General features: G+C 66.9%; 17 protein-coding genes. 11 read left to right on the top strand and 6 right to left on the bottom strand.

Annotation, left to right across the window (positions count from 1 at the left end):
- Positions 1–134 precede the first annotated feature (134 nt).
- The 4 genes from recA to miaB are packed head-to-tail and all read left to right on the top strand — an operon-like array spanning position 135 to position 3,906.
- Positions 135–1,226: a recombinase RecA gene (recA, locus tag ACTODO_RS07345; RefSeq protein WP_003792721.1), complete on the top strand. Its 1,092-nt coding sequence runs from the start codon at positions 135–137 to the stop codon at positions 1,224–1,226.
- A gap of 3 nt (positions 1,227–1,229) precedes the next feature.
- Positions 1,230–1,856, top strand: a complete 627-nt coding sequence (locus ACTODO_RS07340; protein ID WP_003792720.1) for a regulatory protein RecX — start codon at positions 1,230–1,232, stop codon at positions 1,854–1,856.
- On the top strand, positions 1,844–2,356 hold the full coding sequence (locus ACTODO_RS07335) for a CinA family protein (RefSeq protein WP_003792719.1): 513 nt from the start codon (positions 1,844–1,846) through the stop codon (positions 2,354–2,356). Before ACTODO_RS07340 ends, ACTODO_RS07335 begins: the two co-directional genes overlap by 13 nt.
- A gap of 11 nt (positions 2,357–2,367) precedes the next feature.
- Positions 2,368–3,906 (top strand): tRNA (N6-isopentenyl adenosine(37)-C2)-methylthiotransferase MiaB, encoded by a 1,539-nt coding sequence (miaB, locus tag ACTODO_RS07330; protein ID WP_003792718.1) that lies wholly within the window; start codon positions 2,368–2,370, stop codon positions 3,904–3,906.
- Between the two features lie 383 nt (positions 3,907–4,289).
- Here miaB and ACTODO_RS07325 read toward each other — a convergent pair whose 3' ends face one another.
- Together ACTODO_RS07325 and ACTODO_RS07320 are read right to left on the bottom strand one after the other, a co-directional pair.
- Entirely contained in the window at positions 4,290–4,820 is a 531-nt protein-coding gene (locus tag ACTODO_RS07325) for a hypothetical protein (protein ID WP_003792717.1), read from the bottom strand.
- Positions 4,813–5,259: a YbjN domain-containing protein gene (locus tag ACTODO_RS07320; protein ID WP_003792716.1), complete on the bottom strand. Its 447-nt coding sequence runs from the start codon at positions 5,257–5,259 to the stop codon at positions 4,813–4,815. Before ACTODO_RS07320 ends, ACTODO_RS07325 begins: the two co-directional genes overlap by 8 nt.
- A 60-nt stretch (positions 5,260–5,319) precedes the next feature.
- Between ACTODO_RS07320 and miaA the strand changes: the two genes are divergently transcribed.
- Both miaA and dapF read left to right on the top strand, forming a co-directional pair.
- Entirely contained in the window at positions 5,320–6,309 is a 990-nt protein-coding gene (miaA, locus tag ACTODO_RS07315; protein WP_003792714.1) for a tRNA (adenosine(37)-N6)-dimethylallyltransferase MiaA, read from the top strand.
- Between the two features lie 46 nt (positions 6,310–6,355).
- Positions 6,356–7,279, top strand: a complete 924-nt coding sequence (gene dapF, locus ACTODO_RS07310; protein WP_003792713.1) for a diaminopimelate epimerase — start codon at positions 6,356–6,358, stop codon at positions 7,277–7,279.
- A 70-nt stretch (positions 7,280–7,349) separates the two neighbouring features.
- On the opposite strand, the gene ACTODO_RS07305 is transcribed toward dapF, so the two are convergent.
- Complete coding sequence (locus ACTODO_RS07305) at positions 7,350–7,964, bottom strand: class I SAM-dependent methyltransferase (protein WP_003792712.1); 615 nt, start codon at positions 7,962–7,964, stop codon at positions 7,350–7,352.
- An 85-nt stretch (positions 7,965–8,049) separates the two neighbouring features.
- Here ACTODO_RS07305 and hflX point away from each other — a divergent pair, with 85 nt between their 5' ends.
- The 3 genes from hflX to ACTODO_RS07290 all read left to right on the top strand — a co-directional run bounded on the left by hflX (position 8,050) and on the right by ACTODO_RS07290 (position 12,611).
- Positions 8,050–9,582 carry a GTPase HflX gene (gene hflX / locus ACTODO_RS07300; protein ID WP_034512298.1) on the top strand — a complete coding sequence of 511 codons (1,533 nt, stop codon included), beginning with the start codon at positions 8,050–8,052 and terminating at the stop codon, positions 9,580–9,582.
- Positions 9,579–11,519, top strand: coding sequence for an ATP-dependent DNA helicase (locus ACTODO_RS07295; protein ID WP_003792710.1), 1,941 nt, complete (start codon positions 9,579–9,581; stop codon positions 11,517–11,519). The genes hflX and ACTODO_RS07295 overlap by 4 nt, the downstream gene beginning before the upstream one ends.
- A 102-nt stretch (positions 11,520–11,621) precedes the next feature.
- Positions 11,622–12,611, top strand: a complete 990-nt coding sequence (locus ACTODO_RS07290; protein WP_034512293.1) for an L-lactate dehydrogenase — start codon at positions 11,622–11,624, stop codon at positions 12,609–12,611.
- 60 nt (positions 12,612–12,671) lie between these two features.
- On the opposite strand, the gene lexA is transcribed toward ACTODO_RS07290, so the two are convergent.
- Entirely contained in the window at positions 12,672–13,352 is a 681-nt protein-coding gene (gene lexA, locus ACTODO_RS07285) for a transcriptional repressor LexA (RefSeq protein WP_003792708.1), read from the bottom strand.
- A 186-nt stretch (positions 13,353–13,538) separates the two neighbouring features.
- Between lexA and ACTODO_RS07275 the strand changes: the two genes are divergently transcribed.
- Positions 13,539–14,003 (top strand): LysM peptidoglycan-binding domain-containing protein, encoded by a 465-nt coding sequence (locus ACTODO_RS07275; RefSeq protein ID WP_034512290.1) that lies wholly within the window; start codon positions 13,539–13,541, stop codon positions 14,001–14,003.
- A gap of 56 nt (positions 14,004–14,059) precedes the next feature.
- On the top strand, positions 14,060–14,647 hold the full coding sequence (gene nrdR / locus ACTODO_RS07270) for a transcriptional regulator NrdR (RefSeq protein WP_003792704.1): 588 nt from the start codon (positions 14,060–14,062) through the stop codon (positions 14,645–14,647).
- Positions 14,648–14,717: 70 nt separating this feature from the next.
- Here the strand turns inward: nrdR and ACTODO_RS07265 are convergent, their stop codons facing one another.
- On the bottom strand, positions 14,718–16,625 hold the full coding sequence (locus ACTODO_RS07265) for an AMP-binding protein (protein ID WP_003792703.1): 1,908 nt from the start codon (positions 16,623–16,625) through the stop codon (positions 14,718–14,720).
- Positions 16,626–16,710: 85 nt separating this feature from the next.
- Entirely contained in the window at positions 16,711–17,916 is a 1,206-nt protein-coding gene (gene serA, locus ACTODO_RS07260) for a phosphoglycerate dehydrogenase (protein ID WP_003792702.1), read from the bottom strand.
- Positions 17,917–17,947 lie beyond the last annotated feature (31 nt).

Raw genomic sequence — 17,947 nt, 5'->3', positions numbered from 1 at the left:
CATCCACAGGGGTGACGCGCGCGGGACGCAGATGACGATGGCCGGTCGCATACTCGTCATGTCGCCTCGGAGAGGGGTGGCATTCCAGGCCAGGATACCCGCAGGCCGGAGAGGCCGCAGACGAAAGGAACACCATGGCAGCCCGTAAAGCACCCGCCGCAAAGCCCGCGACCAACGATCGCAATAAGGCTCTCGAAGTCGCCCTGTCGCAGATTGATAAGCAGTTCGGCAAGGGCTCCGTCATGCGCCTGGGCGATGACAACCGCCCGCCCGTTCAGGTGATCCCCACGGGTTCCCTCGCTCTCGACGTCGCCCTCGGCATCGGTGGCCTCCCGCGCGGACGAGTCATCGAGGTCTACGGCCCCGAGTCCTCCGGTAAGACCACGGTCGCTCTGCACGCCGTCGCCAACGCCCAGAAGGCCGGCGGTAACGCGGCCTTCATCGACGCTGAGCACGCTCTCGACCCCGTTTATGCGCGCGCCTTGGGTGTCGACACGGACTCCCTCCTGGTCTCCCAGCCCGATACGGGTGAGCAGGCCCTCGAGATTGCAGACATGCTGATCCGCTCTGGCGGCATCGACATCATCGTCATCGACTCTGTCGCGGCGCTCGTGCCCAAGGCGGAAATCGAAGGTGAGATGGGTGACTCTCACGTCGGCCTGCAGGCCCGCCTGATGAGCCAGGCCCTGCGTAAGATCACGGGCGCCCTGTCCGCGACCGGCACGACCGCGATCTTTATCAACCAGCTGCGCGAAAAGATCGGCGTCTTCTTCGGCTCCCCGGAGACCACGACGGGCGGTAAGGCCCTGAAGTTCTACGCATCCGTGCGCATCGACGTGCGCCGTATTGAAACCCTCAAGGAGGCCGGTGCCCCCGTCGGTAACCGCACGCGCGCCAAGGTCGTCAAGAACAAGATGGCTCCGCCCTTCAAGCAAGCTGAGTTCGATATCGTCTACGGTAAGGGCATTTCGCGCGAGGGTTCGATCATCGACATGGGTGTCGAGGCCGGTATCGTGCGTAAGTCCGGCTCCTGGTTCACCTACGGGGACGACCAGCTGGGCCAGGGCAAGGAGAACGTGCGTCAGTTCCTCGTGGACAACCCCGAGCTGGCTAACGAGATCGAACAGAAGATCCTCGTCTCGCTGGGCATCGGCGAGACCCCAGATCCGGACCAGGCGTCTCAGGACGTGCCCGACATCGATCCTGATGAGGACGCGGGATTCTGAGTCGTGGTCCGCTACCTGGATCCTGAAGATCATCCCGAGCTGGGGGAGGAGCGCCGCCGGTGTTCCTCTCCGGGCGAGAGGCTCGCGCGTGCCCGTGAACGCAATGCGGCCCTGACGGGCACGGCGGCGATCGAGGCCGCGCGCGAGGTTGCCCTGCGTAAGCTCGACGCGCGCGCGTGTTCTCGCTCGGAGTTGACCAGCGCGATCGAAGGGCGAGGCTTCAGCGCCACGATCGCCGTCGAGGTCGTCGACCGTCTTGAGGCCGTTGGTCTGGTCGATGATCAGGCGTACGCGGACGCGCTCGTCCGCTCGCGTTTTTTGGGGACCGGAGCGTCCGGTCGTGCACTGCGCGAGGTTCTCGTGCGCAAGGGGCTGGACTCTTTGACGATCGAGCGTGCCCTGTCTCAGATCGATCGGGATGACGAGGCGGAGCGTGCGGCCCAGCTGGTGGCTCGCAAACGTCGCTCCCTTGCGGGTGTCCCGCGCGAGACTGCCTACCGTAGACTGAGTTCCATGCTCGCACGCAAGGGGTATTCGCCGTCTGTTGCGTCTGCCGCTGTGCGCGACGCCCTCGACACGTGGGGCGACGAGGATAGCGGTACTGAGGAGGCCTGGCAGTGGGGACTCTGATTGCAGTAAGCGATGAGGCGCTCGCCGACCTGATAGCGGATCTGACGCAGCGCGGTCTGACGATCGCGACGGCGGAATCGCTAACCGGAGGTGGCCTCGTCGCGCGCCTCGTGGACGTACCCGGCGCCTCTCACGTCGTGCGCGGGGGTGCGTGCACCTACGCGGTTGATACCAAGGCTTCGGTGCTGGGCGTTTCGGAGAGCCAGTTGGCGGCGACGGGGCCGGTGAACGAACAGGTTGCTCGCCAGATGGCCCGAGGGGCGCGCGAGCTGTTCCGCGCAGACATCGGTGTATCGACGACCGGTGTCGCGGGACCGGGGCCCGCTGACGGTTTCCCCGCAGGAACCGTCCACGTCGCCTGCGCTCATCCGGCGGGGGAGGAGCACCGCCTCCTGCATCTCGACGGTGAGCGCGCGGCGGTGCGCGCGGGCGCGATCGACGCTGCTATCGCCCTGGTGCGTGACGTGCTCGACTTCGCCGGTGCGCAGGTGGGCGACTAGACTTCACTGCGATGAATACGATGACGCAGGACGGCACCACGCTGCCCCGCACCTACGCGGTGCGCACGCTCGGCTGCCAGATGAATGAACACGACTCCGAACGAATGGCGGGTCTGCTGGAGCAGGCCGGCCTCGTCCCCGTTGAGCAGGTCCCCGAGGCTGCCGCCCGTGCGACCGACGCCGGTGACATGGGTGCCGACGTCATCGTCATCAACACCTGCTCCGTCCGTGAGAACGCGGCGACCCGCCTCTTCGGTAACCTCGGCCAGCTCGCTTCCGTCAAGCGTGCGCGTCCCGGGATGCAGATTGCGGTCGGTGGCTGTCTTGCCCAGCAGATGCGTGACGGTATCGTTGAGAAGGCTCCGTGGGTGGATGCCGTCTTCGGCACGCACAACATCGACGTGCTTCCGGCGCTCCTGCGCCGTGCCGAGCATAACCGCGCGGCCGCCGTCGAGATCGAGGAATCCCTCAAGGTCTTTCCTTCGACCCTGCCTACCCATCGCGAGAGCGCGTACGCAGCATGGGTGTCGATCTCCGTGGGGTGCAACAACACCTGCACGTTCTGCATCGTCCCGCACCTGCGTGGCAAGGAACGCGACCGCCGCCCCGGCGACATTCTCGCCGAGGTGGAGGCCGTCGCCTCGCAGGGCGCCATTGAGGTGACCCTGCTGGGTCAGAACGTCAACTCCTACGGCGTCGGCTTCGGTGAACGCGGCGCGTTCGCCGACCTGCTGCGCGCCGTCGGGCGCGTCGAGGGCATCGAGCGCGTGCGCTTCACATCGCCCCACCCCGCAGCCTTCACGGATGACGTGATCGCCGCTATGGCGCAGACCCCCACGGTCATGCCGAGCCTGCACATGCCCCTGCAGTCCGGGTCGGACGCGATCCTGCGTCAGATGCGCCGCTCCTACCGTCGTGAGCGTTTCATGGGCATCCTGGAGCGCGTGCGCGCGGCTATTCCGGAGGCTGCGATTACCACCGACATCATCGTTGGCTTCCCGGGAGAGACTGAGGAGGACTTCCAGGCGACCCTCGAAGTCGTCGAGCAGGCTCGTTTCTCCTCCGCCTTTACGTTCCTGTACTCTCCGCGCCCGGGTACGCCCGCCGCGGACCGCGAGGACCAGGTGCCCGACGATGTGGCGCTCGAACGCTACCAGCGCCTTATCAAGCTTCAGGAGCGCATCTGCGCCGAGGATAACGCCGCGCTGGCGGGGACCGAGGTCGAGGTCCTTGTCTCCGAGGGTGATGGCCGCAAGGATGGCGCCACGCACCGTATTTCGGGACGCGCCCGCGACAACCGTCTCGTGCACGTCGCCCTCCCCGAGGGGATGGCCGAGGCGGATCGTCCGCGCCCGGGCGACATGATCCGCGCGACCGTCACCTACGGCGCGCCGCACCACCTGATCGCCGACTCGGGCACGCAGGGTGGCCTGTTCGAGGTGCGCCGCACGCGCGCCGGTGACGCGTGGGAGGCCCGTCAGGCCTCGGACGAACCCGACAACACTGTGTCGCTGGGTATCCCCACGCTGCGCGTGGGAGCCCCGAGCTGACCCTGATCTGCACTGATGTGAGCCTCCTCGGGCAGTGGCCCGGGGAGGCTCACATCTGCAGAGGTGCCGCGCGCGATGAGCGCTGCACGTTTGATCGTTTGTCTCAGTGACAAGCGAGAAAATGTCTCATTGAAATGCGCATGTGACGCACGACTCCTGCGTTACTTTTGTGTCATGGCGATCGTCACGACGACGAGGCGATCGACATGCGGGAGCACTCTCGGTAGTGCGGGTCGATTCGAGCCCCCCTATGCGACCCGTGGCCTCCCCGCGTACGCGGTACGCGCCGCGCCTTCGCATGTAGTCGGCGCACACTCCACCGAGAGTGCCCCGCTCCTCCCAACGGAGGAACGGGGCACTATTCGTTGGATGTACGGCTGGCGTTACTGGGCAGACTCTGCCAGCAGGCCGGGCAGTTCCTGAGCCGCCGACAGGCCGATGATGAGGCCGCGGCGCAGCATCGCGTGAATCTGGCGGTCAGAGAGGCCCTCGCCCACGAAGAAACGCGAGGCGGCTACCAGGACCCACTTGCCTTCGTCTTCGATCGGGATGACGGTGGGCTGCAGGTGTTCGGTGTTCCAGCGGTTGGCGACCGCCTGGAGGGACAGCTCGGTGTGGCCCTCGCCCTCGGGTTCGATGCGGGTCTCGATCTGCAGCCAGGGGGCGTCGACCGGCTCGCGGTGAATCTGGAAACGCACGTCCTCCAGCTGGGTGACGGCGATGAACTCGCTCGACCCGTGCGGCAGTCCGTCGCCTTCGAGGACGTTCTCGATGCGAGCGATGCTCACCTCGGCGACCTCAGTGCCCCACTTGGCGGCGTACTCGTCGGCCTCCATCGCGGGGGAGGGGGCGGGCGTGGCCTCGGGAACGGCCTCGCCGCCCTCGCCGAAGGTAAAGCTCTTCCACTCAGGCATTGGTGCCCTCCTTGGTCCACTGGTCGGGGAACATGATGTCGAGCTGGTTCATCATGGCGACTGCGGCCATGATGAACTGGGAGACCTCGGCAGCGACCTGGTCGTCCGTCGCACCCACGACCCAGTTGAAGGTGTGCTGCAGGTGCAGGGCGATCGCGCCGGTCTCGGTCGTGCCGGAGGTGACCTTCGGCAGGTAGGTGGAGGCGTTGAGGCGACGCACCGCGGAGGCGATCTGATCGGCGTGCGAGGGATCGAAGAAACGCGGGTAGTCGGCGACGCCCTGGGCGGGGTGGCCCTTGGGGACAGCGATGCGGATGGTGCGGTTCGGCAGGATGGCCGCGACCTGGCCGGTGCTGGACACGAAGGGGATAAGCCCCACGGCCTCGACCGCTTGGGTGATCCGGTCGAGGGTGACCGGGAGAGTGTCAGTTGTGCTCATGGTCTTAAGCCTAGCCGTTGTTGGGTGGTATCTGCGGGAGGCACCCGTACACTGGTGGCCATGGAGACATCGGTGAGGCGCGCGTCGGACGTCCTGTGCGCGGTTGTGGGGCCCACGGCCTCGGGCAAGTCGGATCTGGCCCTGGAGCTGGCCTGCGTGCTTCCGGGTGCGCTGGGCGCGAGCGGCGCGGGCGAGATTGTTTCCGCGGACGCCCTGCAGCTCTATCGCGGCATGGACGTGGGGACGGCGAAGACCCCGGTGGAGGAGCGCCGCGGGATCGCCCATCACCAGATTGACGTGCTCGAGGTTCGCGACGAGGCCTCGGTGGCCGCCTACCAGAAGCACGCGCGAGCCGACGTGGCGGGCATTCACGAGCGCGAAGGCGTCGCGGTGGTCGCGGGAGGCTCCGGCCTCTATCAGCGTGCCCTCCTGGATGTCATCGAGTTCCCGGGCACGGACCCGGCCGTGCGCGCCCGCCTCGAAGAAGAAGCAGAGGGGCCGATGGGCTCGCGCGGCCTGCACGATCGCCTGACCCAGCTCGACCCGGTCTCGGCCGAGCGCATCGACCCGCACAACGCCCGCCGGATCATCCGCGCCCTCGAAGTCATCGAGCTGACCGGGCGCCCCTATTCGGCGTCCATGCCCCGCCACGAGTTCGTGGCACCCTCGCTCATGGTGGCGCTGCGCCGCCCGATGGAGGAGCTGGATGAGCGCATTGCGGTGCGTACCCGCGCCATGATGGACGGAGGACTCATCGAGGAAGTACGTGCCCTCATCGATGTGGGCCTACGCGAGGCGAAAACCGCCTCCCGCGCCACGGGATACGCCCAGGCGCTCGCGGTCATCGACGGACAGATGAGCGAGGACGAGGCCGTGGAATCTATCGCACTGGCCACGCGTCAGCTGGCGCGCCGCCAGGTCAAGTGGCTGCGGCCGGACCCGCGCGTGCACTGGTTGGACGTGGAGAATTTCGACTCGAACGAGGCCGTGGCGCGCCACGTCGTGGAGCTGACGCAGCGCGAGGCAGAGGCCTCCCTGCGACGCTTGTAACGCGGGCGGGGCTGCGCGCCCTGGAGTCGGGGGTTACGGTGGAGCCATGATGAACACGCAGCTGCCTGCCCACGCCCGCGTCGTCAAGGCCCACGGTGCCGGTAATTCGTTCGTCGTCGCCACGGACCAATACGACGACTACGACCCCAGCGAGGTCGAGGTTGCGACGCTGTGCTCGCCGGCCTTCGGAATCGGCGCGGATGGCTTTATCCGGGCCGTTGAACGCGACGGCCTGTGGTTCATGGACTACCGCAACGCGGACGGCTCGAAGGCGGAGATGTGCGGTAATGGCGTGCGCGTCTTCGTCGATCACCTGCGGCGCGAGGGCCTCGTGGATCTGCCGGTTGGGCAGACGCTGGACGTGGCCACGCGCGGCGGCATCAAGCGCGTGACCCCCGAATCCGAGGACGAGGGGCAGGGGGCGAGCTACCGTGTCGACATGGGGCCGGCGGCCTCTCCGGCGCGCGAGACGATCGACGTGCGAGTTCCCGGTATTGACGCGGTCCTGGGCGGTATCTGGGTGGACATGCCCAACCCGCACACAGTCGTCGAGCTTGCCGACGAGGAGACCTTGCGCGGCGTATTCCTGCCCACCGTTGACGTCTCGCAGATCCAGCAGGCCCAGCGTCCCTCCTATGATCCGGCGCCCCAGGCGGGGACGAACCTCGAGCTGGTCGTTGACCTGACCGAGCCGGGTGGGGAGCGCGGGCACATCGTGATGCGCGTGCTGGAACGAGGCGTAGGGGAGACCCAGGCATGCGGAACCGGGTGCTGCGCGGCGGCCATCGCCACGGCCCTGCGTCGCGGCCCCGGTGCGCCCACCCAGTGGGTCGTCGACATTCCGGGCGGAACGGTCATCGTTGGCCTCGACGGCGTCATCGATTGGTCGGGGGAGAGCCCCCAGATCACGGATGCCTCGGTGTTCCTCACCGGCCACGCGACCCGAGTTGCGGAGATCCACCTGCCCTGAGCCCGGCCCCCCAGAAAACGGTGCCGGAGAGCGCGACGAGGCCCCGGCCTCGTCGAGAAAGAGGCGGGCGTCAGGCGGGGCGGACCTCGATGATGCGGAAGCCCTTCTTGGACGCGTACTTCGAGGCCTGGAAGCCCTGGCCGTTCAGCCACGTGATCAGTGAATCCGCGCCCAGGTTGCGCTGGACGACGAGATAGGCGACGCCGGTGGGGATGAGCCTGCCCAGCCATGCCAGCAGCATCTCGTGCATTGCGTCCTTGCCGACGCGCACGGGCGGGTTCGACCAGATGACGTCGAATCGGGTATCAGACTCCTGAGACGAGGTCAGCGCCTCCTCCGCCTTGAGTGCGCGCACCCCCTTCGCCCCGTTGGACTGGGCGTTGCGCTGCGTCAGATCCACCGCGCGAGAGTTCACGTCCACCGCCCACACGTCGGCATTCGGGGACTCCAACGACATGATCGTTGCGATCGGCCCCCACCCGCAGCCCAGGTCCAGGAAGGTCCCGTCCTCGGGCAGGTCCGGGGCGATCTCCAGGAGCTGGCGTGTGCCCAGATCGAGCTTAGAACCCGAAAACACGCGCGACGACACGCGCATCGACAGATCGAAGCCGCGCGCGCTCACCTCGATCGTGCGGATCTCCTCCGCGCTCGCAGGGGAAGAGTCGGTGAAATACTGTTCGTCCACGGAAGAAAGCCTATCGCGCCCGCGTGCGCAGGCGCAGATGGGGGCGGCGCGTGCGACACTAGAAGCCCCCACGAAAAGGATGGTTATGGACACGACCCACACAGGTGCGGACTCTTCGAAAGAAGAGCGTGACCAGCGCGTCAACGACGTTGTCGCGCGTATCCTCGCGCGCTCCGGAACGGCGCTCGCATCGACGACGGGTCAGGACACCTCCCAGGACGCCGGTGCCCTCGAGCGCGAGGCCCGCGCGGGCACGCGCCGTGTCGACACGGGCGCCTCCGACCGTGAGGATATCTCCGAGGTCGAGTACCGCCAGGTGCGACTCGAAAAGGTCGTGCTCGTGGGCCTGCGCACCACGCAGAGCGAAGAGGAAGCCGAGAACTCGCTGCGTGAGCTGGCCGCGCTCGCGGAGACCGCCGGTTCGCGCGTGCTCGACGGTATCATCCAGCGCCGCATGAAGCCCGACCCCGCAACCTACCTGGGGTCTGGCAAGGCCCGCGAGCTGGCCGACATCGTGCGCAGCGTCGAGGCCGACACCGTCATCGTTGACGAGGAGCTGGCCCCCTCCCAGCGTCGTGGGCTGGAGGACGTCGTCGACGCCAAGGTCGTCGACCGCACGGCCCTCATCCTCGACATTTTCGCCCAGCATGCCAAGTCTCGTGAGGGCAAGGCGCAGGTGGAGCTCGCACAGCTCGAGTACCTGCTGCCGCGTCTGCGTGGCTGGGGTGAGTCCATGTCCCGTCAGGCTGGCGGCCGCGTCGCGGGTGGCGCGGGTATCGGCTCTCGCGGCCCCGGTGAGACCAAGATCGAGCTGGACCGTCGCCGCATCCGCACGCGTATGGCGAAGCTGCGCGCGGACATCGCGCGCATGGAACCCGCCCGTCGCACCCAGCGCAATTCGCGCCGCCGCGGGGCAGTGCCGTCGGTGGTCATCGCCGGGTACACGAACGCGGGCAAGTCGACGCTGCTCAACCGCCTGACGGACGCAGGCGTCCTCGTTCAGGACGCGCTGTTTGCGACGCTGGACCCGACGGTGCGTCGTGCGCGCGCCGCAGACGGTCGCGAGTACACCCTCACCGACACGGTTGGCTTCGTGCGCAACCTGCCCACCCAGCTGGTCGAGGCCTTCCGCTCGACCCTGGAGGAGGTCGGCCAGGCCGACATCATCTTGCACGTCGTGGACGCCGCCCACCCCGATCCGGTCTCCCAGGTGCAGGCCGTGTGCTCGGTCATCGACACGATCGAGGGCGCCTCGGAGATCCCGGAGCTGATCGCGCTGAACAAGGCCGACCTGGCCTCGCCGGAGCAGATCGCACTGCTGCGCACGGTATTCCCGAATGCTGTTCCGCTGAGCGCACACACGGGCTGGGGCGTGGAGGCGCTGCGCGCGGCCCTCGAAGACATGCTGCCCCGGCCTCGCGTGGCCGTCGACGCGATCCTGCCGTACTCGGCCGGCTCCCTCGTGCACCGTATCCACGAGGAGGGCGACGTCGAGCGCGAGGAATACGTCGAGACCGGCACGCGTATCGTCGCGCGCGTCGACGAGGCCCTGGCCGCCGTCATCGCCCGCGAGGCGGTGGGCGGCACCGTGGGTGACGCGGCGGTGAGCGGGGAGTGAGTGCGGACCTGGTCGAGGCCTCGGGTCGCGTTCTCGACGCGGTTGTCGCCCAGATGGGCGGGTCCCCGCGCGAGGGGCAGGCCTCGATGTGCGCCGAAGGTGCCGCTGCCCTGGAGGACCGCCAGCATCTTCTCGTACAGGCGGGCACGGGTACGGGTAAGTCCGTCGGCTACCTCGTGCCGCTGCTGACGCACTGCGCGATGAACGGCGTGCGCGGGGTGGTCTCCACCGCGACGCTCGCGCTGCAGCGCCAGATCCTCGTCAAGGACGCTCCGGTGGTCGTCGACGCGGTTGCTTCCGCGACGGGCGCGCGCCTGAAGGTTGCGGTGCTCAAAGGCTGGTCGAACTACGCGTGCCTGCACAAGCTGGACGGTGGGTACCCCACCGAGGGCACGCTGTTTGAGGATCATGACATGAGCGTCGGCCCGACGGGCGAGCTCGGCAAGGAGATCCTGCGCATCCGCGAGTGGATCAGCGAGACCACGACGGGGGACCGCGACGACCTGGTTCCGGGCGTCTCGGATCGAGCCTGGCGCCACGCATCGGTCGCCAAACCCGAGTGCCTGGGCAAGCACTGCCCGCTCATCGACGAGTGCTTCGCGCAGGCCGCTCGCCTGGAGGCCGCGGACGCGGACGTCGTTGTCACGAACCATTCGTTGTTTGGTATCAACGCGTGCGGCGAGGGCGAACTCTTTGGCGAGTACGACGCCGTCGTTATCGACGAGGCACACGAGCTGGCCGACCGCGTGCGCTCCCAGGCTGCGGCCGACCTGACGGTCGCCCGTGTGAGCCGCGTGGCCCGCTCCCTGCGCTCGAATCTCTCGATCGATTCCACCGACCTGGAGGAGGCCGGGGCTGGGCTGGGCGCGGCCATGTCTCCCCTGGAGGAGGGGCTGCTGGAGTATCGTCCGAGCGCCCTCGTCGACGCGATGATCGTGCTCGACGGCGCGGCCCGTCGCGCCAGCCACGAGGTCTCGGAGGCTCAGGGAGAACCCGCCGCCAAGCTCCTGGCCCGCGCCGCTATCGACGAGCTGATCGGCGCACTCGACGCGTGGGGGCGAGACCCCGACCAGTCGATCGCCTACATCACGAAGGACGAATCGGACAATGCGCGCTTGACCGTCGGACCTCTCGATGTGTCGGCTGCGATCGGCGGAAACGGCATCGGCGAGCGGCCCGCGATCCTCACCTCCGCGACCCTCGCGATTGGCGGAAACTTCGACTTCATGGCCGCCCAGGTCGGCATGGCCGTCTCCGGCGTGCCCTGGCACGGCATTGACGTCGGATCTCCCTTCGATCACGGTCGCCAGGGCATCCGCTACGTGGCGACCCACCTGCCGCTGCCGGGCCGAGACGGGCCCTCCGAGGAGCTGCTCGACGAGCTCGTGGAACTGGCGCAGGCCTCGGGCGGTGGAATGCTTGCTCTGTTCGCGTCGCGACGCGGGGCGATGGCGGGAGGGCAGGCCCTGCGTGAGCGCACGGATCTGACCGTCTACCTGCAGGGCGAAGAGACCCTGGCGCAGCTGATCCAGCGGTTCCGGGAGGAGCGCGACTCGTGCCTGGTGGGCACGATGTCCCTGTGGCAGGGCGTCGACGTCGCGGGGGCCGCATGTCGCCTCGTCGTCATCGACAAGATTCCGTTCCCGCGCCCGGATGATCCCGTCTCGCGCGCCCGCTCGATGGACGTCGAGCGCCGGGGAGGGAACGGCTTCGTGTCGGTATCCCTCACGCACGCGGCGCTCATGATGGCCCAGGGCGTGGGGCGCCTCCTGCGCTCGACCGACGACCGGGGTGTCGTCGCGATCCTCGATCCACGCGTGGTGACCAAGCGCTACGGTGGCTTCATCATGCGTTCCCTACCCGCCATGTGGCCGACGACGGATCCGGAGGTTGTTCGCGGCGCCCTGCGACGCCTCGCGAAGGGTTCTGACCGGTAGGGACGAGCGCTCCGCGGGTACGTAAAACGTCGTGCAGATAACGGGCGAGGTTAGGTCCTTATCTGAGACAATGGGAGTGCCCGCAGACTCTAGGAGACACTCGTGGAAAACCAAGCACAGACCCTGTACCCGTCAAAGTCCTCCGGACGTCCCTCGAAGATCGCCATCATCGGTGCCGGTGCCGTTGGTACGGCGGTCGCGTACGCCTGTGCGATGCGCGGCGACGCCCGCTCGATCGTTCTTCAGGACATCAACAAGGCCAAGGTGGAGGCCGAGGCCCTCGACATGGCTCACGGCATCCAGTTCACGCCCGCCGGCTCGATCGAAGGCTCGGACGACGTTGAGATCGTTCGTGGTTCCGACCTGATCATCGTCACGGCTGGCGCGAAGCAGCAGCCCGGACAGTCCCGCCTGGAGCTGGCTGGCTCAACCGTCAACCTCATGAAGAAGATCGTGCCGAACCTGCAGAACGTCGCGCCCGACGCTCACTTCATGTTCATCACGAATCCTGTCGATGTCGTCACGTACGCCGCGCTGAAGATCACGGGCCTGCCCCGCAACCAGGTCTTTGGTTCGGGCACCGTGCTCGACACCTCCCGTCTGCGCTACCTGGTCTCGCGCGAGACCGGTGTCGCCACCCAGAACATCCACGCCTACGTGGCCGGCGAGCACGGCGACTCCGAGGTCGCCCTGTGGTCCAGCGCCGAGATCGGCAACGTCCCGCTGTCCCAGTGGGGTCCGACCCTATCCGGTGGCATCTTCGACTCCGCGCTGCGTAACTCCATTGCGCAGGAAGTCGTCCAGTCCGCCTACAAGATCATCGAGGGTAAGGGCGCGACGAACTACGCGATCGGCCTGGCCGCCTCGAAGATCGTGGGTGCTGTCCTGCGCGACGAGCAGCGTGTCCTCACTATCTCGACGCTGCTTGAGGATTGGGAGGGCATCTCTGACGTGGTCATGGCCGCCCCGACGATCGTCGGCCGCGGCGGTGCCGGACGCGTCCTGCACCCGCCGCTCACGCTCAACGAGCGCGACGGCCTGACCGCATCGGCCCAGCGCCTGCGTCAGGTTGCCCGCGACCTGGGCTTCTGAGTCTCCTTCACATAAGCGAGTGGCGCCACCCCGGGTGGCGCCACTCGCTTATGTGGTGCGTCAGAGCGAACGAATGACGGTGACGACCTTGCCGAGGATGGTGGCTTCGTCGCCCGGGATGGGGGAGTAGTCCGCGTTGTGGGGCAGGAGCCAGACGTGACCGCCCGTGATGGACAATTCTTTCACCGTCGCTTCGCCGTCGATCATGGCGGCGACAAATTCTCCGTTGCGGGCCTCGTTCTGCGAGCGGATGACAACGTAGTCCCCGTCGAAGATGCCCGCATCGACCATCGACTCGCCGCTCACCTCGAGCATGAATAGATCGCCGTGTCCGGTCATGGACGTGGGAAGACGGAAAACGTCCTCCACGTGCTGCTCAGCCGTGATGGGAGCACCCGCAGCGATGCGTCCAACGAGCGGAATCGCCGTTCCTTCCTCCTCGACGTGGGAGACGGGGACCTCGATGCGAACGACCTTCTCAGAAGGCTGCGTTGAGGGGGTGATGCCGAGCTCGGCGCGCGCCCGATCGGTGAGGTCGAGGGCGCGAGGCAGACCGGGCTCGCGGACCAGGTATCCGTCGGCCTCAAGTGCGTCAAGGTGATGCTTCACCGTCGAGGGAGACGCCAAACCGACTGCAGATGCGATCTCGCGCACAGACGGAGGGAAGCCGCTGGATGCCAGCTTTTCGTTGATAACTCGCAAGATCGCGCGGTGTCGATCGCTGATCGAACGCTCGGTCATGGCTCTCCTTCGCATCGGGGTGGACGCAAATGTGCATGGGTGGGCGTCCACTAGATACGTCAAGGATAAGCCGATTTCACGCAAAATGAAACATATGTTCGAGTGGGTCTCGACATTGGTTACGGAGCGTGCTATCGTACAAGTGTTCGACGAACAGATGTTCGATTTGTTTTTCTGGAGGTTCTCATGAGTGTTCCCGTTGCAACGCAGACTGCCGTCTCGTTCCCCGCTCGCCGCCACCCGCTTCGCGCCGTGGAGGATGCGCCGCAGGCGACCGTTCGTGACATCTCTACCGCTCCGTCCGCGCGTCGTCGTCTCGATGCTCAGCGCGGCGACGATCCGTCGTTCCTGCGTGCTCCTGCTGCGCCGCGTCGTCGCACCCGCTCCTCTCGTCGCGGCATTATCGCCGGCGCACTTGCGACGGTCGTTCTCTCTGTGGGGGCCGGCGCCCTCGGTCTCGCCATCCAACCCGCAGCCTACGATGGCCCGACGGTGACGAAGGCAGTTGTCAGCGGTGACTCCGTGTGGTCGCTGGCTCAGAATGTCAAGACGGATCGTTCACTCGAGCAGGTTGTTGCTGACATTGAGCGCATGAATAACGTTCAGGGGGCCCTGCAGCCCGGGCAGCGGGTTCTCGTGCCCGTTCGCTGATGGTTGCGCGTGGGACTCCTGTGACAGATGGGGGTCTGAGCGTGTACCGTTGAGGGGTGCACTGCCCTTTCTGTCATAACCCGGATTCGCGCGTCGTTGATACGCGCATCGCGGACGACGGCGCCTCGATCAGGCGTCGGCGTGAGTGCACGCACTGCAAGAAGCGTTTTACGACCCTCGAAACGTCCTCGTTCCAGGTCGTCAAGCGCTCCGGCGTCGTCGAGTCTTTCTCCCGTAACAAGGTTGTGTCGGGTGTCAAGAAGGCCTGTCAGGGGCGGCCGGTCTCGGATGATCAGCTCGCGATTCTTGCTCAGCAGGTTGAGGAGCAGCTGCGCTCAACCGGCGTCTCCAACGTGTCGACGAACGAAGTCGGCAAAGCCATCCTCCCGTTCCTGCGTGACCTCGACGTGATCGCATACCTGCGTTTCGCCTCCGTCTATCGTCAGTTCGACACCCTTGATGATTTCGAACAGGCCATTCAGGCGCTGCGTGAGCGTGCGCAGGGCGGTGACACGGTGTCTGAGGCCGGTGCCCACGCGGACGTCGAACCCGCGGCTCCCGCGCCCGCGAAGAAGCCTCGCAAGGCGCGTGCGGCGCGCAAGCGCTCCGTCTCCAACGCCCCGACGCTGCTGGGAGACGACTAATCGACGCGTGCGAATGCTGCCCGGTCCCGCGAAGGGGCCGGGCAGCATCGTTGTGACGGTGGTGGGACGACTACTCGTCGTCCGTCTCCTCGTGGCGCTGTGTCGGTGCGTCAGATGCATCGGTGGGCGCGGAAGACTGCTCGGAGGAGGATGCGCGAACCCCGGCGACGGCCTCGGCGACTGTCTCACGCGCACTAGCCATCGCCTCGGCGACAGAACCGCGTGCCTCGGCCACTGCCTCGGAGACGGCGCCGCGCGCACCCGCGACAGCCTCTCGCGCACCGGCAACCGCGTCGGTTGCGGCAGCCTGGGCGCCCATGATCTGCTCGCGGACCTTCTTGCGCATGACCTTGCCCAGCTGTGAGCGAGGCAGCTCCGTCATAACGACGATCTGCCGGGGGAGCGCGTAGTGGGCCAGGGATTTCTCCGCCCACTTGCGCAGGTCTGCGAGCGTCACGGAGGCGCCCGCCTCAAGGACGACGGCGGCGACGACGTCCTCGCCGGACTCGCCGGCCGGCACGCCGACGGCTGCGACGTCGAGAACACCCGGCATCGAACGTACGGCGTTCTCGACCTGCGTGGGGTAGACGTTGAAGCCGGAGGAATTGATCATCTCCTTGCGCCGATCCGCCATGTAGATGAAGCCGTCGCGCACCTGAACGAGGTCGCCTGTGCGCAGCCAGTCATCCTCGGTGAATACGTCGGCGGTCTCATCGTCCTGGTTCCAATAGCCGGAGAACACCTGCGGTCCGCGGGCAATGAGCTCACCGACCTCTCCATCGGCAACCTCGCGCGAGGGATTCTCTGGATCGACGATGCGCACCTGGGTGGAGGGGAAGGGGATACCGAGCGCCCCGCGTGCCCGAGAGGAGGCAAGGGGTGATCCCAAGATGATCGGGGAGGCCTCCGTCATGCCGTAGCCTTCGATCATGAGGCCGCCGGTGGCCTGCTCCCACTGGTCAGCCAGCTCAGCCGAGAGAGGCATTGCGCCCGAGAGTGAGAAGTGGATTGAGGACAGGTCCGCGTTCGTGCCCTGCGCCGCCGCGAGCAGGCGCTCGTACATGGGCGGAACACCCAGGAAGAACGTGCACGGCAGTCGGCGCTGAGCGGCCAGCACCAGCGCGGTGTCGAATTTGGGGAACATGGCGATCGTCGCTCCCAGACGCAGACCTGCCAGGAAGCCAATCGTGAACCCGAAGGCGTGGAAGAGGGGCAGGATGCAGTAGAAGACCTCCGCGCCCTCGTGGAGGACGGGAACCCACGCGATCGATTCCTCGACGTTGGCCATGAGGTTGGCGTGCGTGAGAGCGGCGGCCTTCGGGACGCCAGTCGTGCCGCCCGTGTGAATGAGGAGAGCGACGTCCTCCATTGCTGACGGGCAGTCGCCGCGCCACGGGGTCGCGGTGCGCATGGCGTGCGTCCAGGAGCGAGCCCAGTTCGGGCGCGGGCTGGAGAGCTGTTCGCGCTTCTCGCGGGCCGCCTTGACGGGAAACTTGAGCGCCATGCGCGAGGCAGCGGGAAGAGCCGTCGTCAGGTCCATGCAGAAGGTGGTGTGGCCGCGCCCAAGGAAGGTGAGTTTCTCCAGGGACTTCGACCAGGCGATGGTGACGCGAGCACCGTGGCGCTCGTACTCGCCTTCCAGCTCGCCCGCGGGGGCAAGCGGATTGTGTTCGACGACGACGGCACCGAGGAGCATCGTGCCCAGGACGGCGACGGCGTGCTGCGGGCAGTTCGGCATGACGAGGGCGACGCGGTCTCCGGGGCGCACGCCCGCCTGATGGAGGGCCCCCGCGGCCTGACGCATCTCCTGAGCAAGTTCCGCGTATGTGAGCTGGCGCGCGAAAAAGTCAATCGCGGCGCGCTTGGGGTAGCGGGAGGCGACTTCCAGGACCATGTCCGGGATCGGACGGTCGGGAATTGCGATGTTGTAGGCGACTCCCGGTGCGTATAGCTCGCGCAGCTGCGTCGTGAGATCCATCTGTCCTCCTTTGGGAACGATGCCCCTACGATACCGTAAGTTATGCCTCGGTTGACCAGCTGGGAACGCGATGAATGCGACAGTTCTACAGCGGCGTGGCGATCAGTCGGACAGTTTCGGGCAGGTGGCTCAGTTCCTCGAGCGCCTCGCGCCCCAGGCCCGCCGAAATGTCGGTGAGCACGTAGCCGACCTCGTCGACGGTGGCCAGGATCTGGGCGTCGACGTTGGCCTCGGAGGAGGCAAAGATCTGGTTGACGCGCGCCATGACGCCGGGCACGTTGCGGTGGATGAGGCGCACGCGGTAGCGCGAGCGCTTGCCGATGTTCATCGTCAAGTTCGGCAGGTTCACGCTCATGTCGGTCGAGCCGCTGGCCTGGTATTCGCCGATCTTGGCGGCCACGAAGCGACCGATGTCGTACTGCGCTTCCTCCGTCGAGCCGCCGATGTGGGGCGTGAGGATCACGTTGTCGAGAGTTGCCAGGGGCGAGTTGAAGGGGTCGCCGTTGGCGCGCGGCTCCTCCGGGAATACATCGATGGCCGCTCCGCCCAGGTGGCCCGAGACGAGCGCTGCGTGTAGCGCGTCGACGTCGACGACGTGCCCGCGCGACAGGTTGATGAACAGGGCACTGGGCTTCATGAGCTCGAACTCGACGCGACCGATGAGGTTCGTGTTGGATTCCTGGCCGTCCACGTGCACGGAGATGATGTCGGCCTCGCGCAGGACGGCCTCCATGGTCGGCATCTGCGTGGCGTTGCCCAGGGCGAGGCGCTCGGCGGCATCGTAGAAGATGACGTTGAGGCCCATAGCCTCGGCGAGAACCGACAGCTGGGTGCCGATGTTGCCGTAGCCGATGATGCCCAGGGTGTGCCCGCGCACCTCGTGGGCACCGTCCGCGCTCTTGTCCCACACGCCGCGGTGCAGACGCGAGTTTTTGACGGTGACGCGGCGCGAGAGGTCGATGATCTCACCGATTGCGAGCTCGACGACAGAGCGCGTGTTGGAGTAGGGGGCGTTGAACACGGCGACGCCCATCTCGGTGGCGGTGGCCAGGTCGATCTGGTTCGTGCCGATGCAGAAGGCTCCGATAGCCTTGATCTCGGGGCGCGCGCGCAGCACTCGCTCGGTGACCTCGGTCTTGGACCGCAGGCCCAGGTAGTCCACGCCTTCGAGCGCGTCGATGAGGTCGTCCTCGGACAGGGCGCCCGTCACGCGGGTCACCTCGATGCCGAACTTGGCGAAAATACCGTCGGCGACGTCGTGCGGGTTTTCCAGGAGCAGTGCGCGTGTCATGCCCCCATCATGGCAGACGGGAGCGGAAAGG

This window comes from Schaalia dentiphila ATCC 17982 (genome assembly GCF_000154225.1).
In the GTDB taxonomy this organism is placed as follows: domain Bacteria; phylum Actinomycetota; class Actinomycetes; order Actinomycetales; family Actinomycetaceae; genus Pauljensenia; species Pauljensenia dentiphila.
Note: the sequence above shows the minus strand (reverse complement) of the source record. Positions and strands in the feature narration are given on the sequence as shown.